General features: G+C 72.4%; 24 protein-coding genes. 21 read left to right on the top strand and 3 right to left on the bottom strand.

Annotated elements, in window-relative coordinates; all coding sequences use genetic code 11:
* Positions 1 to 2: 2 nt before the first annotated feature.
* The 3 genes from ACWPQI_RS14050 to ACWPQI_RS14040 are packed head-to-tail and all read right to left on the bottom strand — an operon-like array spanning position 3 to position 3005.
* Entirely contained in the window at positions 3 to 809 is an 807-nt protein-coding gene (locus ACWPQI_RS14050) for a carotenoid biosynthesis protein (protein WP_010594376.1), read from the bottom strand.
* Positions 806 to 2395, bottom strand: coding sequence for a phytoene desaturase family protein (locus ACWPQI_RS14045; RefSeq protein WP_048771139.1), 1590 nt, complete (start codon positions 2393 to 2395; stop codon positions 806 to 808). Before ACWPQI_RS14045 ends, ACWPQI_RS14050 begins: the two co-directional genes overlap by 4 nt.
* Positions 2396 to 2405: 10 nt before the next feature.
* Positions 2406 to 3005 carry a GNAT family N-acetyltransferase gene (locus ACWPQI_RS14040; RefSeq protein ID WP_010594378.1) on the bottom strand — a complete coding sequence of 200 codons (600 nt, stop codon included), beginning with the start codon at positions 3003 to 3005 and terminating at the stop codon, positions 2406 to 2408.
* Between the two features lie 301 nt (positions 3006 to 3306).
* Here ACWPQI_RS14040 and ACWPQI_RS14035 point away from each other — a divergent pair, with 301 nt between their 5' ends.
* The 21 genes from ACWPQI_RS14035 to ACWPQI_RS13935 all read left to right on the top strand — a co-directional run bounded on the left by ACWPQI_RS14035 (position 3307) and on the right by ACWPQI_RS13935 (position 25407).
* On the top strand, positions 3307 to 3741 hold the full coding sequence (locus tag ACWPQI_RS14035) for an SAV_6107 family HEPN domain-containing protein (protein ID WP_043805390.1): 435 nt from the start codon (positions 3307 to 3309) through the stop codon (positions 3739 to 3741).
* Between the two features lie 218 nt (positions 3742 to 3959).
* Positions 3960 to 4376 carry a DUF3040 domain-containing protein gene (locus tag ACWPQI_RS14030; protein ID WP_010594380.1) on the top strand — a complete coding sequence of 139 codons (417 nt, stop codon included), beginning with the start codon at positions 3960 to 3962 and terminating at the stop codon, positions 4374 to 4376.
* 469 nt (positions 4377 to 4845) lie between these two features.
* Positions 4846 to 5277, top strand: coding sequence for a division/cell wall cluster transcriptional repressor MraZ (gene mraZ / locus ACWPQI_RS14025; protein WP_010594381.1), 432 nt, complete (start codon positions 4846 to 4848; stop codon positions 5275 to 5277).
* A gap of 251 nt (positions 5278 to 5528) precedes the next feature.
* Positions 5529 to 6545, top strand: coding sequence for a 16S rRNA (cytosine(1402)-N(4))-methyltransferase RsmH (rsmH, locus tag ACWPQI_RS14020; protein WP_102031189.1), 1017 nt, complete (start codon positions 5529 to 5531; stop codon positions 6543 to 6545).
* Positions 6546 to 6682: 137 nt separating this feature from the next.
* Positions 6683 to 7315 (top strand): cell division protein FtsL, encoded by a 633-nt coding sequence (gene ftsL, locus ACWPQI_RS14015; protein ID WP_048770980.1) that lies wholly within the window; start codon positions 6683 to 6685, stop codon positions 7313 to 7315.
* 62 nt (positions 7316 to 7377) lie between these two features.
* Positions 7378 to 9225 (top strand): peptidoglycan D,D-transpeptidase FtsI family protein, encoded by a 1848-nt coding sequence (locus tag ACWPQI_RS14010; RefSeq protein ID WP_102031188.1) that lies wholly within the window; start codon positions 7378 to 7380, stop codon positions 9223 to 9225.
* A gap of 228 nt (positions 9226 to 9453) precedes the next feature.
* On the top strand, positions 9454 to 11040 hold the full coding sequence (locus ACWPQI_RS14005; RefSeq protein WP_228287195.1) for a UDP-N-acetylmuramoyl-L-alanyl-D-glutamate--2,6-diaminopimelate ligase: 1587 nt from the start codon (positions 9454 to 9456) through the stop codon (positions 11038 to 11040).
* The gene (locus ACWPQI_RS14000) at positions 11037 to 12563 is read left to right on the top strand and encodes a UDP-N-acetylmuramoyl-tripeptide--D-alanyl-D-alanine ligase (protein ID WP_474738381.1); all 1527 of its coding nucleotides are present in this window, start codon (positions 11037 to 11039) and stop codon (positions 12561 to 12563) included. Before ACWPQI_RS14005 ends, ACWPQI_RS14000 begins: the two co-directional genes overlap by 4 nt.
* On the top strand, positions 12560 to 13642 hold the full coding sequence (gene mraY, locus ACWPQI_RS13995; protein WP_003934158.1) for a phospho-N-acetylmuramoyl-pentapeptide-transferase: 1083 nt from the start codon (positions 12560 to 12562) through the stop codon (positions 13640 to 13642). The genes ACWPQI_RS14000 and mraY overlap by 4 nt, the downstream gene beginning before the upstream one ends.
* A gap of 4 nt (positions 13643 to 13646) precedes the next feature.
* Positions 13647 to 15152 (top strand): UDP-N-acetylmuramoyl-L-alanine--D-glutamate ligase, encoded by a 1506-nt coding sequence (murD, locus tag ACWPQI_RS13990; RefSeq protein WP_010594387.1) that lies wholly within the window; start codon positions 13647 to 13649, stop codon positions 15150 to 15152.
* A complete protein-coding gene (gene ftsW / locus ACWPQI_RS13985; protein WP_010594388.1) occupies positions 15149 to 16639 on the top strand; it encodes a putative lipid II flippase FtsW in 1491 nt (496 codons plus the stop codon). The genes murD and ftsW overlap by 4 nt, the downstream gene beginning before the upstream one ends.
* Positions 16636 to 17790, top strand: coding sequence for an undecaprenyldiphospho-muramoylpentapeptide beta-N-acetylglucosaminyltransferase (gene murG / locus ACWPQI_RS13980; protein ID WP_102031187.1), 1155 nt, complete (start codon positions 16636 to 16638; stop codon positions 17788 to 17790). The genes ftsW and murG overlap by 4 nt, the downstream gene beginning before the upstream one ends.
* Positions 17787 to 19319, top strand: coding sequence for a UDP-N-acetylmuramate--L-alanine ligase (murC, locus tag ACWPQI_RS13975; RefSeq protein WP_048770986.1), 1533 nt, complete (start codon positions 17787 to 17789; stop codon positions 19317 to 19319). Before murG ends, murC begins: the two co-directional genes overlap by 4 nt.
* Positions 19316 to 20050: a cell division protein FtsQ/DivIB gene (locus tag ACWPQI_RS13970; RefSeq protein WP_017681762.1), complete on the top strand. Its 735-nt coding sequence runs from the start codon at positions 19316 to 19318 to the stop codon at positions 20048 to 20050. Before murC ends, ACWPQI_RS13970 begins: the two co-directional genes overlap by 4 nt.
* 201 nt (positions 20051 to 20251) lie before the next feature.
* The gene (gene ftsZ / locus ACWPQI_RS13965) at positions 20252 to 21448 is read left to right on the top strand and encodes a cell division protein FtsZ (protein ID WP_017681763.1); all 1197 of its coding nucleotides are present in this window, start codon (positions 20252 to 20254) and stop codon (positions 21446 to 21448) included.
* The gene (gene pgeF, locus ACWPQI_RS13960; protein WP_167522736.1) at positions 21445 to 22200 is read left to right on the top strand and encodes a peptidoglycan editing factor PgeF; all 756 of its coding nucleotides are present in this window, start codon (positions 21445 to 21447) and stop codon (positions 22198 to 22200) included. The genes ftsZ and pgeF overlap by 4 nt, the downstream gene beginning before the upstream one ends.
* Positions 22201 to 22300: 100 nt before the next feature.
* Positions 22301 to 23038, top strand: a complete 738-nt coding sequence (locus ACWPQI_RS13955) for a YggS family pyridoxal phosphate-dependent enzyme (protein ID WP_010594394.1) — start codon at positions 22301 to 22303, stop codon at positions 23036 to 23038.
* 31 nt (positions 23039 to 23069) lie between these two features.
* Complete coding sequence (locus tag ACWPQI_RS13950) at positions 23070 to 23738, top strand: cell division protein SepF (RefSeq protein ID WP_003938220.1); 669 nt, start codon at positions 23070 to 23072, stop codon at positions 23736 to 23738.
* 114 nt (positions 23739 to 23852) lie between these two features.
* Positions 23853 to 24143: a YggT family protein gene (locus tag ACWPQI_RS13945; RefSeq protein ID WP_003938221.1), complete on the top strand. Its 291-nt coding sequence runs from the start codon at positions 23853 to 23855 to the stop codon at positions 24141 to 24143.
* 148 nt (positions 24144 to 24291) lie between these two features.
* Positions 24292 to 25143: a DivIVA-like cell division protein Wag31 gene (wag31, locus tag ACWPQI_RS13940; RefSeq protein WP_010594395.1), complete on the top strand. Its 852-nt coding sequence runs from the start codon at positions 24292 to 24294 to the stop codon at positions 25141 to 25143.
* Positions 25144 to 25185: 42 nt separating this feature from the next.
* Positions 25186 to 25407 carry a hypothetical protein gene (locus ACWPQI_RS13935; RefSeq protein WP_010594396.1) on the top strand — a complete coding sequence of 74 codons (222 nt, stop codon included), beginning with the start codon at positions 25186 to 25188 and terminating at the stop codon, positions 25405 to 25407.
* The last annotated feature ends 81 nt before the right edge of the window (positions 25408 to 25488 follow it).

Below are 25488 nucleotides of genomic sequence, written 5' to 3'. Positions count from 1 at the left end.
TGTCAGACGCGAGCCCCTACCCCGGCGCGTCGCCGCAGGGACCACAGCAGCGGGACGCCGAGCGTACTCATGACCGCCGCCCCGTAGAGAGCCGAGTACTTCAGCTCGGGTACGCCCAGGAAGACGCTGTGGGCGAGCGCGGACCCGAGCCACGTCCACAGGAACAGCACCAGTGGGACGGTGTCGGTGCCCGGCTGCACCGGTCCGGTCCGGTCGAGCAGATCCAATCCCACGGCCATCAGCGTGGCGACGACGATCCAGCCGAGGTAGTTGGTGAGCGGGATCTGCTCGAGACCGGGCAGGCCGCCGCCGTTGCACCAGCTCCACTGACCGTCGGAGACCATCTGCGGATCGAGGTACAGGTCCCAGCCGACCATCCCCACCGTGGTGAGCGCGATGCGGGTCACCCGCTCGCGGTTCCCGTCCGGCCGCGAGATCCCGCCGCGCCCGGCGAGCAGCGAGGCCACGTACCAGACCGGGTACATCCCCGCCGTCCAGGCGAGCGGCACCACGAGGGGCACGTCGAACAGCGCGGGACCGAGCCGGTCGACGGCGTATGCGTAGCAGCCGTACGGGTACCCGGTCGCCGTGCCCACCACCTCGGAGGCGAAGCCGACACCTGCCGTGATCGCGAAGAATCCGGCGGTCCAGACCGGGCCGCGTCGCGTCGCCGCGTGCGCGAGCCCGGCGGCCGCGAGGAGGGTGACCACGGCGACGGTGACGAGGTCGCGGGCCTGGCCGGAGGTCAGCGGGTAGGCGATCTGCGCGGCGATGGCACCGCCGGCGAGAACGACGGGAAGCCGGTTCATCGACGCCACCGCCCCAGCGCACGGCGCACCGGGCCACCCGCGGAATCGGCGAGCGCGCGCTGCGCGGCAGCGCGTCCGCTCGCGCCGGAGACCCCGCCCCCGGGGTGGGTGGACGCGCCGGTCAGATAGACCCCGTCGGCGCCCGGGACCCGGTGCCCGGACAGCTCCGGCAGCGGCCGCCACATGAACATCTGGTCCAGCGACATCTCCACGTGCATGACATTGCCGCCGAGCAGGCCCAGTTCGCGTTCGATCTCGTGCGGCGTCTGGATGTGCCGGTGCCGGACGGAGCCGGCGAAGCCGGGCGCGAACCGCTCCATCTCGGCGACGATCCGATCCGTCTCCGACTCGGCCAGCGCGGACCACTGCCGGCCGCCGGAGAGCCGGTACGGGTGCCACTGCGACCACAGGGTCACCTGGTGTTCGCCGGGCGGGGCGATCGACGGATCGAGCGCCGTGAAACTCATGGCCAGCACGGCCGGTCGCGGCGGCAGTTCCCCCGCCAGGGCGGCGCCGTGCGCGAGGCGGAGCCGGGCCCGGTCCTCGACGAGCAGCTGCAGACCGCGCACGGTCTCGGCGGCATCGGCGGGACCACTCGGATACCGGGGCAGCGCGTCGGTCGCCAGGCGTACCACCATGCCGATACCCGGACCGACGCGGATCCGTCGCCGCCACGCGTCGAGGCGGGCGCGGTCGAATCCGCCGCGTTCGAGCAGATCGAACGTGGTCAGCACGTGACAACCGGCGATCACGGCGCGCGCGGTGACGACCCGTCCGGAATCGGTGCGGACCGCCCAGCCGTCCCCGGCGCGGCGGATCTCGGTGACGGCGTCGCCGAGCGCGACGACGCCACCGTCGGACCCGAGACGGGCGGCCAGGGCCTGCGTCAGCGCGCCGCTCCCGCCGATCGCCCGGCCGGGCGGCAGGGTGTGCATCAACGCCGCGACGCCGACCATGGGTGCGGTGCCGGGCTCGGACATCGGGGGCCCGGACTGGGCGCCGAACCAGGCGAGGGCGGCTTTGAGCGGTTCGTCGTCGAAGTACTCGTCGAGGAGGGCGTCGCCGGTGCCGAGGAACTGGCGGGAGAGGTCGCTACCGCCGCTGCCGGTGTCGAGACCCCAGAAGGACGAGAGCAGGTGCCGGCCGGTCGGCGGCGCCGAGAACGAGCGCATCACGCGGGCGCTGCGCGGACCCCACACCGTCACGAAGCGGCGGTAGGCGTCGGCCTCGCGTGGACCGCACGCGGCCTCGACGGATCGGCACGTGCGGTCGAGATCGCGATGGAAGACGATCCCCGGGCGGTCGCTGCCCGCCGGGGCGGGAGCGAACGCCCACGGGTCGCAGTCGACATAGTGCAGGCCGTGCGCGGGCAGATCGAGTTCCTCGACGATGCCGGTGTGCCGGATCATGACGTGCGCCGACGAACCGCGGTCGACCGCGTGCCCCGGGAAGCGTTCCACAGTCGACACGGCGCCGCCGAGTACGGTGTCCCGCTCGAGCACCTCCACGGACCGGCCCGCGCGGGCGAGGTAGCACGCGCTCACCAGGGCGTTGTGCCCGGAACCCACTACGACCGCGTCGATCACCCTGTCCACGCTACGGACCTTCGAGCGGAAGGTCCCGGCCCAGGACGGCGAAGGGACGGGCGTCCCCGGTGAACCGGAAGTGGCGGACGACGTCGCGGAACCCGAATCGCCGGTACAACCGCCAGGCCCTGTTGTCCTCGCCGGGTGCCTCGGGAGTCGACAGCAGCACCGTGCGCTCGGGACGGTCGCTCAGCAGCCGGCGCAGGAGCGCCTCGCCGATACGGTGACCCTGGGCGTCCGGCCGCACGTGCAGCTCGGTCAGTTCGAAGTAGTCGCCGAGGACGGCGTCGATCGTCTCCGGGGGGTAGCCGGCGTGGCGCATCCCGGTCCGCACCTGCTGGTTCCACCACTGGTGTGGTGACCCGCAATAGCCGTAGGCGATCGCGACGAGCGTCGACGGCTCCTCCGGCAGAGCCGCCGCGACGGCCTTCCATCCCGGGCGGGCGGAGTGTTCGGACCACATGGGCGCGCGGTGGTACTCGGTGCCGCGCGGGTATCGCATGGCGGCCACGTAGATGGGCAGCACCTCGGGCAGTCGCGCGCGGAACTCGGCGGCGGAGAGATCGACGACGATCGGTGCCGCGCCCCGCGGGGTCGCATCCGTACTCATGACGGGGACTGGACCGCCTTCCCTTGACTGCGTGTCGGTAGGTGCAGCTATATTGAATACGTCGAACGGATGTTCGATACCGGGGATCCGGTGATGTTCGAGGGAAGCGAACATCACCGGATCGTCGGGGCCGTGACCCGGCCGGTGCCCGGCGGGGTGCAGGGAGGTGTTCGGAATGATGACCGCGGCACGAACCACACAGTCCGCTGCCACACCGTCGGCTGCCACACCGTCGGCTGCCACCCCGTCGGGTGCTACCGGTCCGCGGGCCGTCGGCCGTCCGGACTGCGCCGCCCGCCCGGTGTCCTCGCGCGCGGCAACCCTGCTCGACCGCGCGGACGAGTTGCTGTCGGCCGCCGCCGGCACCCCGGAGCCGTCCGAGCGGTTCCATCTGGCGTATCTCGCCGCGCTGCGCGGGGCCGGGGCCGTACTCGCGGGGGCCGAACTGCGGGCGGTCCACCGGCCGGCGCGTCGGCCCCGCACTCGCAACGCGTGGGTGCTCATGGCGCGCGCGGAGCCGGGATTCGCGGTCTGGGCCGACTTCTTCGCCGATCGTTCCGACACGCGCGCGGCGATCGAGGCGGGGGTCACCCGCTCCGTACCTGCCGACGAGGCGAGCCGCTTCTACGACGAGGTGGGCCGTTTCCTCCACGAGGTCGAGGACTACCTGACCGGCGCCGACGACCGCTCGGGGGGCGCAGAACCCGGCTCCGGAGCCGGCCGCCGCAGCGCATGATCGATGCGCGACGCAGCCCGGGTCGTTCGACGGCCCGGGCCGGGTCCGTCGGCCTCTCGTATGCAGGTCCTTCGGAACCGTGATCGAACTCGAATCCGCAGTTGGTGGTCCCCGCCGGGATGTACTCGTATTATTGAGCCAGGCGGCCGTCAAAGTCGGCCCCCCGTCGATCTGGACCGCAGATCCGGCGGCCACCGTTTAGTGCCGGGGGAGGTACCGTGCCACTCTCCGAGCACGAGCAGCGCATGCTCGAACAGATCGAGAGCGCGCTCTATGCTGAGGATCCCAAGTTCGCCTCTACCGTCCGGGGAAGCCGGATGGGGATGGCGTCCAGTCGGCGTCGGCTCCAGGCCGGCGCGTTGTTCGCACTGGGTTTGGCGTTGCTGATCGCGGGCGTCGCCCTCCCGGTGAAGCCGGGCGGGTTCCCGATCATCAGTCTCGTCGGATTCATCGTCATGTTCGGCGCGGGGGTCCTGCTCCTCCTCGGAGGCAAGCGCGGTCCAGGCGTCGGCGACGGTCCCCGCGGATCAGGTCGCGGTCCCGCGGAAGGTAGATCCCGCGGCGGCCGCAAGTCCGGCGGAGGGTTCAGCAAGAGGATGGAGGACCGCTTCCGTCGGCGTTTCGAGCAGGAGTAGCGCGCAGTACTTCACGCGAGTTCCCATGAACGGCGCGTCCCGGTAACCGGGGCGCGCCGTTCGGCTTCTCCCGGCGCGGCGGCGGGCGGCCCGCCGCCCCCACCGCACCCGACCGTCGTCCCCCACCTCTCCCCACCGCCCCCTCGCCGCCGTGCCCCACCGCGCCCCACTGCGGCACCCGGCTCCGGTGAGCGGCCGTCGAGGCCGAGGCGACCAGGGTGTTCTCCCGGGCCCGAGTCCGTCGTCTCGCGGCGGGCCCGAGTCTCCCGCGGCGCGGCGGCACCGGCCTCGTCGTCGTCACCCACTCCGCCCCACCCGCCGTGAACTGCGGACGGTCGGAAAACGGCGCCGCGCGTGGGCGCGTAAGCGGTTGAACGTGGGGGAAAGTGGGGTAGTGTGGGTCGCGGCGGAGGGGTTCCTCCGTCGAGCGAAGGACAGGGTCCGGCCGGGGCGTGGCGGGGGGTGTCGAGTGTTCCTCGGTACCCACACGCCCAAGCTGGACGACAAGGGGCGGCTCACGCTGCCCGCGAAGTACCGAGACGAACTGGCGGGAGGGCTGATGATCACGAAGGGTCAGGACCACAGCCTTTCCGTCTTCCCGCGCGACGAGTTCGCCGCCCTGGCCGAGCGTGCCGCCGCGGCTTCGCGGAGTAATCCGCAGGCCCGCGCGTTCCTTCGGAGCCTGGCGGCGGGAACCGACGAGCAACGTCCCGATGCGCAGGGCCGGATCACCCTGTCCGCGGCCCACCGCAAGTACGCGGGACTCACGAAGGACTGCGTCGTGATCGGTGCCGTCAAACATCTGGAGATCTGGGACGCGGCGGCGTGGGAGCAGTACCTCGCCGAGCACGAGGAAGAATTTTCCGAAGCGAGAGACGAGGCCCTGCACGACATTCTGTGACCGGAACCGCAGCAACGACCGTAGTGCCACCGCGGCGAGTGCCGCGAGGCCTCTGCCCGACAGCGACCCTGACACACTTCCCCAGTGCCAGGTTCGTGAAACGGAACCCTGACGTACTTCCCCAACGCCAGGTTTCCAGTTCGGACAGAGACCTCGATGCATTCGCCGCGGTCGTCTCCGGACCCAGCCGCGACCCCCACCGAAGCCACGATCCGATCGCCCACGAACCGAGCAGGACAACCGGAGGAAGAATGGCGGAGGGGCAGGACGCGGCGGCGATTCCGGAGGCCGCGAGTCCGGAGAGCTTCGGTCATGTCCCCGTTCTGCTCGACCGCGCCGACGAGTTGCTCGGCCCCGCCCTCGAAGCCGCCGGTGCGGGCGCGATCTACGTGGACGCCACCCTCGGTCTCGGCGGACACTCCGAGCACTTCCTGCGCACCTACCCGGGGGCGCACCTGATCGGACTCGATCGCGACCCCGACGCCCTCGCCGTCGCCCGCCGGCGGCTCGCACCGTACGCCGACCGCACGAAGTTCGTGCACACCCGTTACGACGGCATCGCCGACGCCCTCGCCTCCTGCGGACTGGATCGGGTCGGATCCGTCCATGCGATCCTGTTCGACCTCGGCGTGTCCTCGATGCAGCTCGACGAGACCGAGCGGGGCTTCGCCTACTCCCGCGACGCCCCGCTGGACATGCGCATGGACCCCACCACGGGGATGACCGCGGCCGACGTCCTCAACACCTACAGCCACGGCGACCTCGCCCGCATCCTCAGCACCTACGGGGAGGAGCGGTTCGCCGGGAAGATCGCCTCGGAGATCGTGCGCCAGCGGGCGAAGGCGCCGCTGCGCACGAGCGGGGAGCTGGTGGAGTTGCTCTACCGGACCATCCCGGCCGCGTCCCGCCGAACCGGCGGGCATCCCGCCAAGCGCACGTTCCAGGCGCTGCGCGTCGAGGTCAACGGCGAACTCGACTCGCTGCGGGCCGCGATCCCGGACGCCCTGGATGCGCTCGCCGTCGGGGGACGGGTGGTGTTCATGTCGTACCAGTCCCTCGAGGATCGTGTGGTCAAGCAGATCCTCACGCCGCTGACGAAGTCGAAGAGCCCCGAGGGCCTCCCGGTGGAACTTCCGGGTACCGAGCCCGAGCTGCGGGTGCTTACCCGCGGCGCGGAACGGGCGACGGAGCAGGAGATCGAGGCAAACCCGCGTTCGGCGCCGGTGCGCCTGCGTGCCGCGGAACGAATCGCCAGGAGGTACCGATGACCGTACAGGTGGCAGCACCTGCCCGCCGTCCGGCGCGTTCGACGGCCGCCCAGCGCGCCTATCAGCGGCGCAGTCGGCGTACGGCGCATCTGGCCGCGGAGTCGACGACCCCCGCCCGGGCCCGCCGCAGCGGTCGTGTGGCGGCGCGAATTCCGTTCGTGGCCACCATCATCGCTCTCCTCGGGATCGGCATGGCCGTGACCCTCCTGTTGACCACGCGCGCCGCGGAGGACTCCTACCAGCTCAGCGCCGCGCGCGACTACAACCAGCGCCTCGTCCAGGAGCGCGCCGTCCTGCAGCGCGACGTCCAGGCCGGCAACTCGGCGCCGGTGCTGGCGATGCAGGCCGCGAAGCTCGGAATGATCCCCACCGGTGAGGTCGCCCGGCTCGTCGTCGGGGACGACGGCGGGGTACGGGTGGTGGGAACGCCCGCACCCGCCGAGGGGGCTCCGGCCGCGCCGCTGAACCCGCCGTCCCCCGATGACCGGAACCGGGCGCAGCTTCCACCCCTCGCGGGCAGCGCGGGCAGCGAGAACCCGCGACCGGTGACCCCGTCGGCCGGCGCCGATCGGTCCGCCGCGCCCTCCGGTGCTGCCGGCGGTGAGGCTCCCACCGCGACGACATCCCCGCTCACTCCGCCGTCCGCCGAGTCTGCCCCGGCACCCGAGTCCGCCACGCCGTCGCCCGGCAATGCCGGGGCCGCACCCGGTCAGCCGGAACAATTGGTGCCCGTGACCCCTGCGACGCAAGCCGAGGACGGGCGCCGGTGAGGCGAGGGACCCCACCGTCTTCCCGGCCGGTCCGCGGCCGCCCCGCCCCCTCCCGCCGGCCGATGCCCGTCCGGCGGGCCCGCTCCCGCCGGGTCTCCGGCGGGGCCGACACCACCGGGTTCCGGTTCCGCTACCGGTACGGCCGCGCGGTGATGTTCCTGGCGCTCGGGGTCGCGGCCGCACAACTGCTGTGGGTGCAGGTCGTCCAGGCTCCGCAGTTGACCGCCGAATCGGCCAGCCAGCGCACGACGCGGCTCGTCGAGCCCGCCACCCGCGGCACCATCGCCGACCGGAACGGCAATCCGCTGGCCTACACGATGGAGGCGAAGGCGCTGACGTTCCAGCCCGTGCGGGTGCGGCGGGAACTCGACGAGGCGCGGGCCGAGGACCCGACCCAGCCCGAGACCGACGCGTATCTGGAAGGCGTCGCCGCCGCGATCCACGAGGCGCTGGGCGCGGCCGCTCCCGAGGACGAGATCCTCGACAAGCTGCGCAGCGACGAGACGTTCGTCTATCTGGCGCGAGGCGTCGATCCGGCGGTTGCCACCGCGATCGTCGACGAATACGACCGGGTGGGTCTCGAGCGTCAGGACATCCGGCTGTATCCCGGCGGTGCGCTCGCCGCCAATCTCGTCGGTGCGACCGGCTGGGACGGGCACGGCCTCCTCGGCCTCGAGGACGCCATGGACTCCGTGCTCGCCGGCACCGATGGTTCGTCGACGTACGATCGGGGCTCCGACGGCGCGGTGATCCCCGGCAGCTGGCGCGATCAGCAGCCCGCCGTCGACGGCTCCGCGGTGGAGCTGACCATCGATTCCGACATCCAGTACTACGTGCAGCAGCAGGTTCAGCGGGCCAAGGACCTGTCCGGGGCGAAGAACGCCTCCGCCGTCGTGCTCGACGCCCGGACCGGCGAGGTCGTCGCCATGGCCAACGACGGTACGTTCGACCCCTCGATCGGGGTCGGCAACAACCCGAAGGACGCCGAACTCGGCAACCCCGCCGTCAGCACCCCCTTCGAACCGGGATCGGTGAACAAGATCGTCACCGCCGCCGCCGCGATCGAGGACGGGCTCACCACCCCGGACGAGGTGCTGCAGGTGCCCGGCACGATCCGGATGGCCGGCGTCACCGTCAAGGACGCATGGGACCACGGCGTCGTGCCCTACACCACGACCGGTGTGTTCGGAAAATCCTCCAACGTCGGGACTCTGATGCTCGCCGAACGGGTCGGTGAGGACCGGTTCGCGCAGATGCTCGACCTGTTCGGCCTCGGGCAGCGCACCGACGTGGGCCTGCCCGGCGAGTCCGCCGGCAGCGTGCCCAGTCGCGAGCAGTGGTCCGGTGGCACGTTCGCCAACCTGCCGATCGGGCAGGGTCTGTCCATGACGCTGCTGCAGATGGCCGGGATCTACCAGGCCGTCGCCAACGACGGCGAGCGGATCCCGCCGCGCGTCGTCCGCGCCGTCGTGGCCCCGGACGGCACCCGCACCGAAACACCCCGGCCGGAGCCGGTGCGGGTGGTCAGCCCGCAGACCGCTGCCACGGTGCGCGACATGTTCCGGGCCGTGGTGCAGGACGACACCGGCAATCAGCGCGGCACCGGTACCCCGGCCGCGATCGAGGGCTACCAGGTCTCGGGCAAGACCGGCACCGCCCAGCAGGTCGACCCGGCCTGCAAGTGCTACTCGAACTCGAACTACTGGATCACCTTCGCCGGGATCGCGCCCGCCGACCGTCCCCGCTACGTGATCGGCATCATGCTCGATGCGCCCACCCGCAGCGCCGACGGCAGTGGCGGCCAGTCCGCCGCACCGCTGTTCCACACGATCGCCTCGTGGTTGCTGCAGCGCGAGGGCGTGCCGCTGTCGGCCGACCCGGGCAGCAAACTGATCCTGCAGGTGGACTGAGCCGCGCGGGTGCGGTCGATCGCCGAGCACCTGTCGGCGCCGCCGCCACCCGTCGGTAACCTGACACGTCGGTACCGTGACACCGCGGTCGAGCCCGGGCACATGGCGGCCGCGGGAGTACGAAGAACGGCAGAGACACTGCCGCGGAGCGAGAGGAGCCTGGTGCCTGTGCCGTCGAGTCCGGACCCGTCCCCGCCGGGAGGCGGCCTGAGACCCGAGCATCCACCGGTGACGCCACTCCGCGACCTTGCTGCCGCCGTGGACGCGACCGTCGGCACCGTCGAACCGGGCGTCGCGGCCGCCACGACTCCCGTCGCCGACGTGTCCGTGACCGGGGTCGACCTCCGCGCCCAGGGGGTGCGGCCCGGTGACCTGTTCGCCGCCCTGCCGGGCGCCCGCGCGCACGGCGCCGAGTACGCGGCGGAGGCGCTGGAGCGCGGCGCCGTCGCCGTCCTCACCGACGCCGCCGGCTGCGAACGCCTCGCCGCCGTCGTCACCCGTCCCGTGCCGGTGCTGATCCATCCGGATCCGCGGTCGGTCCTCGGCATCGTCTCCGCCGCCGTCTACGGCGAACCGTCGCAGCACATCCAGGTCGTCGGGATCACCGGCACCTCCGGCAAGACCACCAGCTCCTATCTGGTCGAGGCGGGACTCGCCGCGGCCGGGCGGGTGACCGGCCTGGTGGGCACCATCGAGACCCGGCTCGCCGGCCGGCGCGTACCCAGCGCGCTCACCACCCCCGAGGCTCCGCAACTGCACGCCCTGTTCGCGGCCATGCGCGAGCAGGGCATCGACACCGTGGTGATGGAGGTCTCGAGCCACGCCCTGTCCCTCGGCCGGGTCGCCGGGGTCCGCTTCGCGGTCGGTGCCTTCACGAACCTGTCCCAGGACCACCTCGACTTCCATCGTGACCTCGACGACTACTTCGGCGCGAAGGCCCGGTTGTTCGCGGCGGACTCGCCCGTACGGGCGCACCGCGCCGTCGTGTGCGTCGACGACGAGTGGGGCGTGCGGATGGCGGAGATCGCCCGGGCCGCCCACCCCGCCGAGCCCGACGCCGTGCGCACCGTCGCCACCACCGGCGCGGCCGACTGGACCGCGACGGCGGTGCGCACCGATCCGTCCGGCTCCCAGACGTTCACCCTCACCGGCCCCGACGCCGCCGAGCGGCGCGTCGCGGTGCGCCTGCCCGGCCACTTCAACGTCGCCAACGCCGCCCTCGCCGTCGCGGTGTGCGCGGCCGCCGGGGTCGACGTCGACGCCGCGGCCGCGGGCATCGCCGACGTCGACGTGCCCGGGCGCGTCGAGCGGGTCGACCGCGGTCAGGGATTCCTCGCCGTCGTCGACTACGCGCACAAGCCTGCTGCGCTCGAGGCCGTCGTCGCGACGCTGCGCGGGCGGGCGGGCGGTGGCCGCCTCGCCGTCGTCGTCGGCGCCGGCGGCGACCGGGACCACGGCAAGCGGCCCCTGATGGGTGAGGTCGGAGCCCGGGGAGCGGACCTGCTCGTCGTCACCGACGACAACCCCCGCACCGAGGACCCGGAGGTCATCCGGGCCGCGGTGCTCGCCGGTGCCCGCGCCGTCCCCGACCACCAGCGGGGACAGGTCCGCGAGATCGGCGACCGGGCGGCTGCCATCGAAGCGGCCGTGCGCTGGGCACGTCCGGGCGACATCGTCCTCGTGGCCGGCAAGGGCCACGAGACCGGTCAGGAGATCCACGGGGTCAAGCACCCCTTCGACGACCGCGAGGTGCTCGCCGCGGCCATCGACCGGTTCACCGGCGCAGGTAGCGAGCAGTACGGAGGCACCCGATGATCCCGATGACACTCGCCCGCATCGCGGAGGTGGTCGGCGGGACACTGCACGACGTCGACGACCCGGCCGTCGAGGTGACGGGCACCGTCGAGTTCGACTCCCGCAAGGTCACCCCGCACGGGCTGTTCCTCGCCCTGCCGGGAGCCCGTTCCGACGGGCACGATCACGCCGCCGAGGCGATCGCCGCCGGTGCCGCCGCGGTGCTCGCCGCCCGGCCGGTGGGTGTGCCCGCCGTCGTGGTGCCGCCGGTGCCGCCGGTCGAGACCAACTCGCTGGCTTTCGAGCACGACGCCGACGGTTCCGGCGCCGCGGTGCTCGCCGCGCTGGGTGCCCTCGCCCGCGCCGCGGTCGACGAACTCACCGCGGCCGGACTGACCGTCGTCGGCGTCACCGGCTCCGCCGGCAAGACCTCCACGAAGGACCTGCTCGCGGCGGTGCTCGCGCCGCTCGGTCCCGTCGTCGCACCGCCCGGCTCCTTCAACAACGAACTCGGACATCCGTGGACGGCGCTGCGCGCGACCCCCGACACCCGGTTCCTGGTCCTGGAGATGTCGGCGCGCGGACCCGGGCACATCGCGGCCCTCGCCACCGTCGCCCCGCCACGGATCGGGGCGGTACTCAACGTCGGCACCGCCCACCTGGGGGAATTCGGTTCCCGGGAGGTCATCGCGCGGACGAAGGGCGAGCTCGTCGAAGCCCTGCCGCCCGCCGCGGAGGGCGGCGTGGCGATCCTCAACGCCGACGATCCGCTGGTCGCCGCGATGGCGCCCCGCACCCGTGCCCGCGTCGTGTTCGTCGGCAGCGACCCGGCCGCGCACGTCCGGGCGACCGACGTCCACCTCGACGAGCACGCCCGGCCCACGTTCACCCTGGTCGTGCGCGACGGCGACACCGAGCGCCGCGCCGCGGTCACCCTCGCGGTGCACGGCGAGCACCACATCGGCAACGCCCTCGCGGCCGCGGCCGTCGCCCTCGAGTGCGGCGCCACCCTCGAGCAGGTCGGGACCGCGCTCGGCGGCGCCGGCGCGGTGTCGGCGCACCGCATGGACGTGCGCACCCGCGCCGACGGCGTCACCGTCGTCGACGACGCCTACAACGCGAACCCCGATTCGATGCGCGCGGCGCTCAAGGCGCTGGTGACGATGGCGCGCGCGGGCGAGAGCCCGCGCCGGACCTGGGCGGTGCTGGGGGAGATGGGTGAACTCGGGGACGAGTCGGTCGTCGAGCACGACGCGATCGGCCGGCTCGCGGTGCGCCTGGACGTCACCCGCATCGTCGCGGTCGGCGCGACGCGTCCGGTCCGCGGTCTCTACCAGGGTGCGGTGATGGAAGGATCCTGGGGCGACGAGGCGACCCACGTCCCCGACGCCGACGCGGCGATCGCGCTCCTCGAGCGCGAACTGCAGCCCGGCGACCTGGTGCTGGTCAAGGCCTCGCAGTCCGTCCGGCTGTGGACGGTGGCGGAGGCGATCCTCGCAGGATCGGTGGGCACGGCAGGAACGGAAACGGAGGCCGCACGGTGAGACAGATCCTCTTCGCCGCGGGAATCGCACTGGCGGTGTCGATCCTGCTGACGCCGGTGCTGATCAAGGCGTTCTCGCGGCAGGGATTCGGCCAGGAGATCCGCGTCGAGGGACCGCAGAGCCATCAGTCAAAGCGCGGCACCCCGACGATGGGCGGCGTGGCGATCCTCGCCGGCCTGTGGGCCGGCTACTTCGGCGCGCACGCCATCGGCCTGGCCTACGAGGGCGCGGAGGGACCGTCGGCCTCGGGCCTGCTCGTGCTGGGTCTGACCACCGCGCTCGGCGGCGTCGGCTTCCTCGACGACTTCATCAAGATCCGCAAGCAGCGCAACCTGGGCCTGAACAAGACCGCCAAACTGGTCGGCCAGCTCGTCGCCGCCGTCGCCTTCGGCATCCTCGCCCTGCAGTTCCGCAACGGCGACGGGCTCACCCCCGGCAGCACCCACCTGTCCTACGTGCGCGACATCGCCACGGTCTCGATGGGTGCGGTGGTGTTCATCCTCTTCGTGTACCTGCTCGTGAGCGCGTGGTCCAATGCCGTCAACCTCACCGACGGCCTCGACGGCCTCGCCGCGGGATCGATGAGCCTGGTACTCGGCGCCTACGTGATCATCACGTTCTGGCAGTACCGCAACTCGTGCGTCGCCGACCCCGGCAAGGGCTGCTACGACGTACGGGACCCGCTCGACCTGGCGTTGCTGTGCGCCGCCGGCGCCGCCGCGTGCATCGGTTTCCTGTGGTGGAACGCCGCCCCCGCGAAGATCTTCATGGGGGACACCGGCTCGCTCGCCCTCGGCGGCATGCTCGCGGGTCTGTCCGTCACGACGCGCACCGAGCTGCTGATGGTCGTCATCGGTGCCCTGTTCGTCGCCGAGGCGGCGTCCGTGGTCATTCAGGTTGCGGTGTTCCGGTCCAGCCGGCGTCGCGTGTTCCGGATGGCGCCGTTCCATCACCACTTCGAACTCGGCGGCTGGGCCGAGACGACGGTGATCATCCGGTTCTGGTTGCTCGCGGCCATCGCCTCGGCCATCGGCATGGCCCTGTTCTACAGCGAATACCTAGCGGCGATCGGGGACTGACACCGTGACTGACGAACTGCGCCGCCAAGACCTCGACCGGCTCCGCGGCGCCCGCGTGCTCGTCGCCGGGGGCGGGATGTCCGGCCGCGCCACCCTCGGGCCCCTCGCGGACCTCGGCGCGGCGGTGACCGTGGCCGACCGCGACCCGCAGGCCCTCGCGCGCTGCCGCGAACTCGGTGCCGACACCGTCGATCTCGACGACCTCGTCGCGGACGCCTCGTCGCTGCATGCATACGCCCTGGTCGTGACCAGCCCCGGCTTCGCGCCGGACGCACCGCTGCTCTCGCACGCCGCGGGGGCGGCCGTGCCGATCTGGGGGGACATCGAACTGTCCTGGCGCATCGACCAGGCCGAGATCTACGGCCCGCCGCGGCGCTGGCTCGTCGTCACCGGCACCAACGGCAAGACCACGACGACGATGATGCTGCAGTCGATTCTCGAGGCTTCGGGGCTCGCGTCCGTGGCGTGCGGCAACATCGGCCTGCCCGTGCTCGACGCGCTGCGCCGCACAGAACCCCGCGCCGACGTCCTCGCCGTCGAACTGTCGTCGTTCCAGCTGCACTGGGCGCCGTCGGTGCGGCCCGAGGCCGGCGTGATCCTCAACATCGCCGAGGACCACCTGGACTGGCACGGCGGGATGGCGGGCTACATCGACGCCAAGGCGCGAGCGCTGGCCGGCACCGTCGGCGTGCTCGGCCTCGACGATCCGATCGCCGGGAGCCTGCGCGACCGGTCGCGGGCCGTCGTCACGGTCGGCTTCACCCTCGGCTACCCGCAGGCCGGTGAGCTCGGCATCAGTGGCGACGTTCTGGTCGACCGCGCGTTCGCCGACTCCGCAGTGCTCGCTGCGGTCGCCGACGTGACCCCGGCCGGGCCCGCCGGCCTGTCCGACGCGCTCGCCGCCGCGGCACTGGCCCGGGCGATCGACGTCCCCGCCTCCGCCGTGCACGACGGTCTGCGCCGGCACCGCGTCGGACCGCACCGCGCCGCCCCCGTCGGCACCGTCGACGGCGTCGCGTACATCGACGATTCGAAGGCCACCAATCCGCACGCGGCGCGCACGTCGCTGCTCGCCCACGACCGGGTGGTATGGGTCGCCGGCGGCCTGCTCAAGGGCGCCCACGTCGACGACCTGGTGGCGGAGGTCGCCCCCCGTCTCGCCGGGGTGGTGCTGCTCGGCCGGGACGCCGACCGCATCGCCGACGCGCTCGCGCGACACGCCCCCGACGTCCCCGTGGTCGTCCTCGACACGCGCGACGATGGACCGATGAGCACGAGCGAACCGGGGACGGTCCCGACTACGGCACGCCGGGTGGCGCTCGCGGGTGTGGACGGGCCCGAGGCCATGCGGACCGCGGTGCGCGAGGCGGCGTCGCTGGCGACGGCGGGGGACACCGTGCTGCTGGCGCCGGCCGCGGCGTCGCTGGACATGTTCGCCGACTACGCGCAGCGTGGTCGCGCGTTCGCCGCCGCGGTCGAGCAACTGCGCGGGGGCGGGACGCGGCGGTGAACGCGCCGCAGCCCGCCGACGGGGCGGCGCGGAACCGGGTCGGGCTGTGGCTGGCCCGGCCCCTGGCCTCGTTCCACCTGGTCGTCACGATCGCGGTGCTGCTCACCGTGCTGGGCCTGGTGATGGTCCTGTCGTCGTCGAGTGTCGAGGCCGTCGCCACGAACGGTTCGGCCTACGGCCTGTTCACCTCGCAGGCGATCTTCGCGGCTCTCGGCCTGGTCATCTTCTACCTCGCCCTGATCGTTCCGGTGCGGGTGCTGCGCCGGTTCTCGTTCCCGGCGTTCGCGGTCACCGTCGTGCTGCTGGTCCTGGTGCTCATCCCCGGCATCGGCACGGAGTCGCAGGGCACCCGCGGGTGGTTCGTCGTCGCCGGCGTGTCGCTGCAGCCCTCCGAGCTGGCCAAGATCGCCATCGCCGTGTGGGGTGCGCACCTGCTCGCGTCGCGCCGCGCGGAGCGCTCCAGCACCCGCGAGATGATGATTCCGTTGGTCCCGGCCACCCTCGTGGTCACCCTGCTGATCATCCTCCAGCCGGACCTGGGCACCACCGTCTCGCTCGCGATCATCGTCCTGGCGCTGCTCTGGTTCGCGGGTCTGCGGCTGCGGGTGTTCCTGACGATCGTCGGTACCGCCGCCGGGCTCGCGGTGCTCCTCGCCCTGACCGCCGGGTACCGGTCCGCACGTGTACGGGCCTTCTTCAACCCCGGCGCGGACCCCCAGGGCATCGGCTACCAGGCACGCCAGGCGAAGTTCTCCCTGGCCGACGGCGGATTCTGGGGCCGCGGGCTCGGACAGAGCCGCGCCAAGTGGAGCTACCTGCCCAACGCCCACAACGACTTCATCTTCGCCATCATCGGTGAAGAGCTCGGTTTCCTCGGCGGCCTGGCCGTGATCGGCCTGTTCGGTCTGTTCGCGTACGCCGGCCTGCGGATCTCGCTGCGCTCGGTCGATCCGTTCCTGCGGTTGCTCACCGCCACCGCCACCACCTGGATCATCGGACAGGCGTTCATCAACATCGGCTACGTCGTCGGACTGCTGCCCGTGACCGGACTGCAGCTTCCGCTGGTCTCGGCCGGCGGCACCTCCACTGCGACGACGCTGCTGATGTTCGGTCTGATCGCCAACGCGGCCCGGCACGAACCGGAGGCCGTCGCCGCCCTGCACGCCGGGCAGGACGGCCGCTTCGGACGGCTGCTGCGGCTGCCGAAACCGGAGCAGTACACCCCGGCGCGCGGCGAGGCCGTGCGACTCGACCGGCGTGCCGATCCCGCCCGGGCCGAGCCGCGCCGGGCCGGCGCCGAGCGGGGCAGCGGCACGGCGGTCCGCAAGCGGCCGGCCCCACCGGAACGCGCATCTCACGAACGCGCGCGCGGGCGCACGACACAGTCCGCGACGCCGCGGGACCAGGCCCCTCGCCGGGCGAGACGCCCGGCGCGCACGACCGACAGCAGAGACGGACGAACCGGAGAGCGAGGAAACCGTAGGTGAGCGGCGAGCAGTCTGCCCTGTCCGTGGTGGTGGCCGGGGGCGGCACCGCCGGGCACATCGAGCCGGCCCTCGCGGTCGCCGACGCGATCCGCGAGTTGGTGCCGACCGCGACGATCACCGCGCTGGGCACCGAACGGGGACTGGAGACCACCCTCGTGCCGCAGCGCGGCTATCCCCTCGAACTGGTCCCCCCGGTGCCGCTGCCCCGCAAGCTCACCGCCGACCTGGCCCGGCTGCCGGCGCGGGTCCTCGCCTCGGTTCGCCGGACCCGCGAGGTGCTCGACCACGTGCACGCCGACGTCGTCGTCGGATTCGGCGGCTACGTGGCGCTGCCCGCGTACCTGGCCGCCGGTGCCGGGCCGCTGCGCCGTCGGCGCCGCATCCCCGTCGTCGTCCACGAAGCCAACGCCCGCGCCGGTATCGCCAACAAGATCGGGGCTGTGCGCGCGGCCCGCGTCCTGGCCGCGGTCCCGGGGTCGGGCATCGTGCGCCGCGGCGAGGCCGAGATCGTCGGCATCCCCGTCCGGTCGTCCATCACGGGGCTGGACCGCGCCGCGCTGCGCGCCCGGGCCCGGGCCCACTTCGGGCTGCCCCCGGACGGGCCGGTGCTCCTGGTGTTCGGCGGTTCGCAGGGCGCCCGCTCGCTCAACGAGGCCGTCTCGGGTGCCGCCGGGCAGCTCGCCGCCGCGGGCATCGCCGTGCTGCACGCCCACGGCCCCAAGAACACCGTCGACGTGCCGGCACGTCCCGAGCACGACCGTTGTCCCTACGTCGCGGTGCCCTACCTGACACGGATGGACCTGGCGTACTCCGCTGCCGATGCGGTGATCTGCCGCTCCGGTGCGATGACCGTCGCCGAGGTGTCCGCGGTGGGGTTGCCGGCGGTGTACGTGCCGTTGCCGCACGGCAACGGAGAGCAGGAACTCAACGCCCGGCCGGTGGTGGCGGCCGGAGGTGGGATGATCGTGGCGGACGAGGAACTGACCCCGGCGTTCGTGGCCGACACGGTGATCCCGCTGTTGCGTGACGCCACCCGCCTGGCCGTGATGGGACGGCGGGCGGCAGGAGCGGGCCACCGCAGCGCCGCCGCCGAGGTGGCGCGGATCGTGCTGGACGTCGCAGGCGTGGAAGCGAACAGGAGTGATCGATGAGCGAGCAGCTGCCCCCGGAGCTCGAGCGGGTGCACATGGTAGGTATCGGCGGGGCCGGGATGTCCGGCATCGCCCGGATCCTGCTCGCTCGCGGCGGGAAGGTCTCCGGATCGGACGCGAAGGAGAGCCGCGGCGTGCTGGCATTGCGTGCGCGCGGCGCCTCGGTGCGCATCGGACACGACGCAAGCGCGCTGGACCTGCTCGAGGGCGGCCCCACCGCCGTGGTGACGACGCACGCCGCGATCCCCCAGGACAATCCCGAGCTGGTCGCCGCCCGCGAACGCGGTGTTCCCGTCCTGTTGCGCCCGGCGGTGCTGGCCGCACTGATGCGCGGGCACCGCACCTTCCTGGTCGCCGGCACGCACGGCAAGACGTCGACGACCTCGATGCTGGTGGTGACTCTGCAGCACTGCGGCTTCGACCCGTCCTTCGCCGTGGGCGGCGAACTCAACGAGTCGGGCACCAACGCGCACCACGGCAGCGGGGACGTGTTCGTCGCCGAGGCCGACGAGAGCGACGGTTCGCTCCTCCAGTACGACCCCGACGTGGTGATCGTGACCAACATCGAGGCCGACCACCTCGACTTCTTCGGCACCGAAGAGGCGTACGTGCAGGTGTTCGACGACTTCGTCGACCGTATCGCCCCCGGTGGGCTGCTCGTGACCTGCCTCGATGACCCCGGCTCGGCCGCCCTGGCGCGACGCGCGACGGCCCGTCGCCCGGACGACCTGCGCGTCACCGGATACGGCACGGCGGCGGCGACCGGTGACGGCGCCGAGGTCGACGGGGTGCGGGTGGGGGTGCGTCTGCTCAACTGGGAGGCCAAGGACGTCGGGGGAGTGGCCGAGTTCCACCTGGCCGACGAGGCGGCACCGCGCACGGTGCGGCTGTCCGTTCCCGGCCGGCACATGGCGCTCAACGCGCTCGCCGCACTGCTTGCCTCCCTCGAGGCGGGCGCCCCGGTCGAGGAGGCGGTCGAGGGTCTGGCCGGTTTCGGCGGGGTGCATCGGCGATTCCAGTACAGCGGCCGCGAACACGGCGTGCGGGTGTTCGACGACTACGCCCACCATCCCACCGAGGTCCGCGCGGTTCTCGCCGCGGCCGCGGAGCTGGTCGCCGGCGAGCCGGTCCGCTACACCGAGACGGGCACCGAGCGGCCGCGCGTGATCGTCGTCTTCCAACCACACCTGTACTCGCGCACCGAGACCTTCGCGACCGAGTTCGGCGCGGCCCTCGACCTCGCCGACGAGGTCGTGGTCCTGGACGTCTACGGGGCGCGCGAGAAGCCGCGACCGGGCGTGAGCGGTGCCCTCGTCGCGCAGTCGGTGTCCAGGCCCGTGCACTACCAGCCGGATCTGTCCCTCGTGCCGCGCCAGGTCGCGCGACTGAGCCGTCCCGGCGACGTCGTGATCACCATGGGTGCCGGGGACGTGACCATGCTCGGGCGCCAGATTCTCGATGCCCTGCGCAGCAAGCCCGGCCGGCTGCGGCCGGGAGCTGCCGCCGGACCGGGACCGGTCGGTCCGTGACGCCCGCCGCCACCACCCGCATCCGCCCTCGCGGGGCGGCGCGGCCCGCGCGACGGCCGTCGGGCCGGTCCGTGCGGGTGCGGACGGTGCTGATCGGTGCGGCGGTGGTGGCGGCGGTACTCGGCCTGATCGGCATCGCGTGGCTGTCGCCGCTGCTGTCCGTGCGGACCGTCGAGGTCGTGGGGGCGACGGCGATCCCGCAGGAGGACGTGCTGGCCCGTCTCGAACTCGCGGAGGGCACACCGCTGCTGCAGGTCGACACGGCGGCGGCGGCGCAACGGGTCGCGGCGCTGCCGCGGGCCGCGTCCGTACGGGTCCAGCGCGTCTACCCCTCCACCGTGCGGGTCACGGTGACCGAGCGGGAGGCAGTGGTGTTCGTCGACGCGCCCGACGGCACGCACTCGCTCGACGCCGACGGGGTGGACTTCGCGGTCGAGCCGCCGCCCATGCTGACCCCACGCCTGGTCACCCCCGCCCCCGGTCCCGGCGACCCGGCGACGGCCGCGGCGATCGAGGTGCTCGCGGCGCTGCCGCCCGAGCTGCGTGTGCAGGTGGGGGAGGTGAACGCTCCGTCGGCATCCGAGGTCTCGCTCACCCTGCACGACGGCCGGGTCGTGGTGTGGGGCACGGTGGACCGCTCGGATCGCAAGGCCCGGGTGGTGCTGCCGCTGCTCACCCAGCCGGGGCAGACCTACGACGTGGCGGCGCCCGACCTGCCGACGGTGCGATGACGACGCGGACGGCGATCGCGGCCCCAGGACGAAAATCATGCGCGCCGTCGGCGCGCCTGCTGGCGGATCGCCGCCACAGTGCCATAGCGTTTCGCACCAGTCGAGATACTTGACATAACCATCGACCTGTGGTTGAGGGTTTGTCCGTACCTCACCGATGATGATCGAAGCGTGACCGATTTCTCAGGAAGGCGAGAGCCCATGACGCCCCCGCACAACTACCTCGCCGTAATCAAGGTCGTCGGTATCGGCGGTGGCGGCGTGAACGCGGTCAACCGCATGATCGAACAGGGACTCAAGGGAGTCGAGTTCATCGCGGTGAACACCGACGCGCAGGCCCTGCTCATGTCCGACGCCGATGTCAAGCTCGACGTCGGCCGCGAACTCACCCGGGGGCTCGGCGCCGGTGCGGACCCCGAGGTCGGCCGCAAGGCCGCCGAGGACCACAAGGACGAGATCGAAGAGGTGCTCAAGGGCGCCGACATGGTCTTCGTCACCGCCGGTGAGGGCGGCGGGACCGGCACCGGCGGCGCGCCCGTGGTCGCGAGCATCGCCCGCAAGCTCGGAGCGCTGACCGTCGGCGTCGTCACGCGGCCGTTCTCGTTCGAGGGCAAGCGCCGCGGGAGCCAGGCCGACACGGGCATCCAGACCCTGCGCGAGTCGTGCGACACCCTCATCGTCATCCCCAACGACCGGCTCCTGCAGCTCGGCGACGCCGCCGTCAGCCTCATGGACGCGTTCCGCTCCGCCGACGAGGTGCTGCTCAACGGTGTCCAGGGCATCACCGACCTCATCACCACCCCGGGCCTGATCAACGTCGACTTCGCGGACGTCAAGGGCGTGATGTCCGGCGCCGGCAGCGCCCTGATGGGCATCGGTTCCTCCCGGGGCGAGGGCAGGGCCATCAAGGCCGCCGAGGCGGCGATCAACTCGCCCCTGCTCGAGGCGTCGATGGAGGGTGCACGCGGCGTGCTGCTGTCCATCGCCGGCGGCTCCGACCTCGGCCTGTTCGAGATCAACGAGGCCGCCTCGCTGGTGCAGGAGGCCGCCCACATCGACGCGAACATCATCTTCGGCACGGTCATCGACGACTCCCTGGGCGACGAGGTGCGCGTCACCGTCATCGCGGCCGGGTTCGACGGCGGCACCCCGGCGCGACGTCCCGTCGAGTCGGCCCCGCCGACCCCCGCAACGCGCGGCGGCACCATCGGCGCGGGGCGTGCCGGCGACGTCGGTCGCTCGGAGCGGGAACGGGCCGAGGAGATGCCGGCGCGCGAGCAGCAACCCGTCGCGGGCAGCTCCCTCCCGCCGATCGGGTCGGCCCAGCCGGCGCGGCCGGTCGAGACGGACGAGGACGGCGACGACGACGTCGACGTGCCGATCTTCATGCGCCGTTGACGGTGACACAGCCGGTGCTGCGGGCGCGGCGGGTCGTCACCACCCGTGCCGGCGGCGTCTCCGCCCCGCCCTACGACTCTTTCAATCTCGGTGACCACGTGGGTGACGACCCGGCCGCGGTCGAGGCGAACCGGCGCCGGCTCGCCTCGGTGATCGGGCTGCCCTACGAGCGGCTCGTGTGGATGGAGCAGATCCACAGTCGCAACGTCACCGTCGTGGACGGCCCGGTCCGCGGCCCGGTGCCCGCGACCGACGCGCTGGTCACGCGCGAGCCCGGTCTCGCGCTCGTCACGTTGAGTGCGGACTGCGTGCCGGTGCTGCTGTCCGACGAGGAGGCGGGCGTGATCGCCGCCGTGCACGCGGGCCGGATCGGTGCCCGCGTGGGGATCGTGCCCCGGGTCCTGGACGCGATGACCGAACTCGGTGCGCGACCGGAGCGCATCGGCGCGTTCCTCGGACCTGCTGCGAGCGGCCGCCGGTACGAGGTGCCCGCTTCGATGCAGGCCGACGTGGAGGCGCATCTGCCCGGTAGCGCCACCCGCACCGTCGCGGGCACGCCCGCGCTGGACCTGCGGGCCGGGTTGCGACGGCAACTGCTCGAACACGGCGTCACGGCCGTCGCGGAGGATCCCCGATGCACCATCGAGGATCCGACGTTGTTCAGCCATCGCCGGCAGGCGCCGACCGGACGGCTGGCGGCGGTGATCTGGCTCGAGGCCGGACCGGACCCCGCCGCCGGAGGTGGCCGATGAGCCCCGCCGCCGGAGGTGGCCGATGAGCCCCGCCGCCGGAGGTGGCCGATGAGCCCCGCCGCCGGAGGTGGCCGATGAACCCCGCCGCCGGAGGTGACAGGTGACCGCAGCGGACGCCGACGCGCGGCGTGCCGAGATCGCCGACGGACTGCGCCGGGCACACGAGCGGCTCGACGCCGCGGCCCGGGCGGCGGGCCGCGACCCGGCGGAGATCGCGCTGCTGCCGGTGACGAAGTTCTTCCCGGTCTCCGACGTGGAGATCCTCTACGGACTCGGGTGCCGCGCCTTCGGTGAATCCCGGGAACAGGAGGCAACCGCGAAGGTTGCCGAATTCCGTTCGCGGACAACCGATCCTGCCGTCGCTTGGCATATGATCGGCCGGGTGCAACGCAACAAGGCGCGTGCCGTGGCCCGCTGGGCCCACACCGTGCACTCGGTCGACAGCGCCCGGCTGGCGCACGCACTGGACTCCGGTGCGCGGGCCGCGCGGGATTCCGGTGACCGCGACACGCCGCTGTCCGTCCTGCTGCAGGTCAGTCTCGACGACGACCCGCAGCGAGGCGGGGTGAGCTCCGCCGACCTGCGCGCGCTCGCGGACGAGATCGCCGGGACCGCCGGGCTCGCGTTGCGCGGGCTCATGGCGGTGCCGCCGCTGGGCTGGGACCCGGACGCCGCCTTCGAACGGCTCGCCGGGCTCCATGCCGCGCTGCGTTCCGATCATCCCGAGGCCACCGAACTGTCGGCCGGGATGTCCGGCGACCTCGAGGCGGCGGTGCGATGGGGTTCGACGTGCGTGCGTGTCGGAACCGCGGTGTTGGGCGCGCGGCCGTTAGCCTGAGTGGCGACCGCCGCGCGAGGAAGGTTGATCCATGAGCTCACTCCACAAGTTCAAGGCGTACTTCGGGATGGTGCCGCTCGAGGAGTACGAGGACGACTACCTCGACGACCCCGCGAGCGCCCGCCGCGAGCGCGACCGGGACTACGACGAGCCGCCGTACGCGGGCGGTGGTTACGGACCGTCGCACCGGGACGAGTACAAGGCGTCGCGGCGGGAGGATGCCGGCCGCGACTTCGAACCGGACGGTTTCGATCGTTACGAGCCGCCCGTGCGGGCGGCGCGCGTGGAGCCGATCACGGCCCGCGCACCGCGCCCGACCCCGCCGCCGGCCCGCGCCGCCGCGCGGTCGTCGCTCGGTTCCGAGGGCCGCCTGGAACGGTCCGAGGCCCGTCGCGGCGCGCTGTTCGACGAGGGAGGCCCGTTGTCGAAGATCACCACGCTGCGTCCCCGGGACTACGGCGAGGCCCGCACGATCGGTGAGCGGTTCCGCGACGGCACCCCGGTGATCATGGACCTGGTCGAGATGAGCAACGCCGACGCCAAGCGGCTCGTCGACTTCGCGGCCGGGTTGGCCTTCGCGCTGCGCGGTTCGTTCGACAAGGTCGCCACGAAGGTGTTCCTGCTGTCCCCGGCGGACATCGACGTCTCCGCCGAGGAACGCCGCCGGATCGCGGAGACGGGGTTCTACAACCAGCAGTGACCTGATCCGCCGCGGCGGTTCCCGGCACGGTCGACGCCCGGTGCCCGGTGTGCAACACCGGATGCCGGGCGTTTCGGTTTGGCTCGATGCGCCGTCGTCGGGCAGAGTGGGCGGGTGGCCGTATTCGAGGTGCTCTGGTTCCTGCTGTTCATTTTCTGGCTGCTGCTGATCGGCCGGATCATCGTCGAGTTCATCCGGACGTTCGCGCGGGACTGGAAGCCGACGGGATTCGTCGTCGTCGTTCTCGAGGCAATCTTCACGGTCACCGATCCGCCGGTGAAACTGTTGCGCCGGCTCATTCCTCCGCTGAATCTCGGCGGGGTGCGACTGGATCTGTCCATCATGGTGCTGCTCTTCATCGTCTACTTCCTCATGGCATTCATTCCCCGAGGTGGGACGCTCTGACGGCCGACACCTGCTCGGACGATCCGCGTGAAAGCCGCCCTGTGCCAGAATGGGGTGCCAGTTACAGTGAGTTTGATACGCGTGACGCACTGTGGATATAACTGAATGCTTGCTTGACCGCTCACACGACGCGTGAAGGGATCCTTCCATGCCGCTGACCCCAGCTGATGTGCACAATGTCGCGTTCAGCAAGCCGCCGATCGGAAAGCGTGGTTACAACGAGGACGAGGTCGACGCATTCCTGGATCTCGTCGAGCAGGAACTGACCCACCTGATCGAGGAGAACGCCGACCTGCGGCAGCGGGTGGCCGAGCTCGACCAGGAGCTGGCCGAGGCCAAGAAGGGTGCCCGTTCCGGTGGGGCTCCGGCCCCGGCCGCCAAACCGGAACCCGCGCGCGTCGTCGAGGCGCCGAAGCCGCCGGAGCCCGCGCCCGCTCCGGCGCCGGCGCCGGCGCCCGCACCGGTCGCGGCCGCACCGGCCTCCGCGGACGCGAGCATGCAGGCGGCCAAGGTGCTCGGTCTGGCCCAGGAGATGGCGGACCGCCTCACCGGCGACGCCAAGACCGAGGCCGAGGAACTGCTGCGCAACGCCCGCACCAACTCCGAGCAGCTCATCTCCGATGCGCGCACTCGCAGCGAGGCGATGATCGCGGACGCGCGGCAGAAGTCCGAGGCGATGCTGGCCGACGCCCGGACCCGTTCGGAGACGCAGCTGCGCCAGGCCAAGGAGAAGGCCGACGCGCTGCAGGCGGACGCGGAGAAGAAGCACACCGAGATCATGGCGACCATCAACCAGCAGCGTTCGGTGCTCGAGGGTCGCATCGAGCAGCTCAAGACGTTCGAACGTGAGTACCGGGTGCGCCTGAAGTCCTACCTCGAATCCCAGCTCGAGGAACTCGAGCAGCGCGGCTCCGCCGTGCCGGTCGACGGCGGCCAGGAGGCGTTCAACCAGTCGAACTCCTCGTTCGGGTCCACGTCCTTCGCCAAGGGCAACAGCTGATCGAGGCGGGGGTCCGATGCCGGGTTCGGAGGAGGGTGCGCCGTGCTGGTAGTGACGCTCTCCCTCGCAGCCGTCGGCTTCGGCATGCTCGTCGTGGCGCTCATGACGGGCTCCGTGCTGTGGGCCTGGGGTTGCATCGTCGTGTGTGTGGTGGGCGCGGTCCTGCTGCTGATCAGCGCGCTGGGCGGCAAGCGGACCGCGCCCCCGACGGCGACGGCAGCCGAACCGGACCGGCGTCGCGGGGGACGCGATGCCGGCGAGTGAGCGCGGCGGCATAGAATAGTTCGAGGACAGACTCTGTAGTCCTGCCCCGGCGGCCGCCGGGGACGGCGACGATCCGGCCAT

Source organism: Rhodococcus sp. LMD, assembly GCF_056108245.1.
This window is presented reverse-complemented; position numbering and strand designations above follow the sequence as displayed.

Bases quoted from the DNA above. Each gene is read 5' to 3' on its own strand.
- ACWPQI_RS14010 (WP_102031188.1), top strand. From the start codon at position 7,378: ATGCCCGTCCGGCGGGCCCGCTCCCGCCGGGTCTCCGGCGGGGCCGAC.
- ACWPQI_RS13950 (WP_003938220.1), top strand. From the start codon at position 23,070: ATGAGCTCACTCCACAAGTTCAAGGCGTACTTCGGGATGGTGCCGCTC.
- ACWPQI_RS14000 (WP_474738381.1), top strand. From the start codon at position 11,037: ATGATCCCGATGACACTCGCCCGCATCGCGGAGGTGGTCGGCGGGACA.
- ACWPQI_RS14040 (WP_010594378.1), bottom strand. From the start codon at position 3,005: ATGAGTACGGATGCGACCCCGCGGGGCGCGGCACCGATCGTCGTCGAT.
- ftsZ (WP_017681763.1), top strand. From the start codon at position 20,252: ATGACGCCCCCGCACAACTACCTCGCCGTAATCAAGGTCGTCGGTATC.
- ACWPQI_RS14050 (WP_010594376.1), bottom strand. From the start codon at position 809: ATGAACCGGCTTCCCGTCGTTCTCGCCGGCGGTGCCATCGCCGCGCAG.
- wag31 (WP_010594395.1), top strand. From the start codon at position 24,292: ATGCCGCTGACCCCAGCTGATGTGCACAATGTCGCGTTCAGCAAGCCG.
- murC (WP_048770986.1), top strand. From the start codon at position 17,787: ATGAGCGAGCAGCTGCCCCCGGAGCTCGAGCGGGTGCACATGGTAGGT.
- rsmH (WP_102031189.1), top strand. From the start codon at position 5,529: ATGGCGGAGGGGCAGGACGCGGCGGCGATTCCGGAGGCCGCGAGTCCG.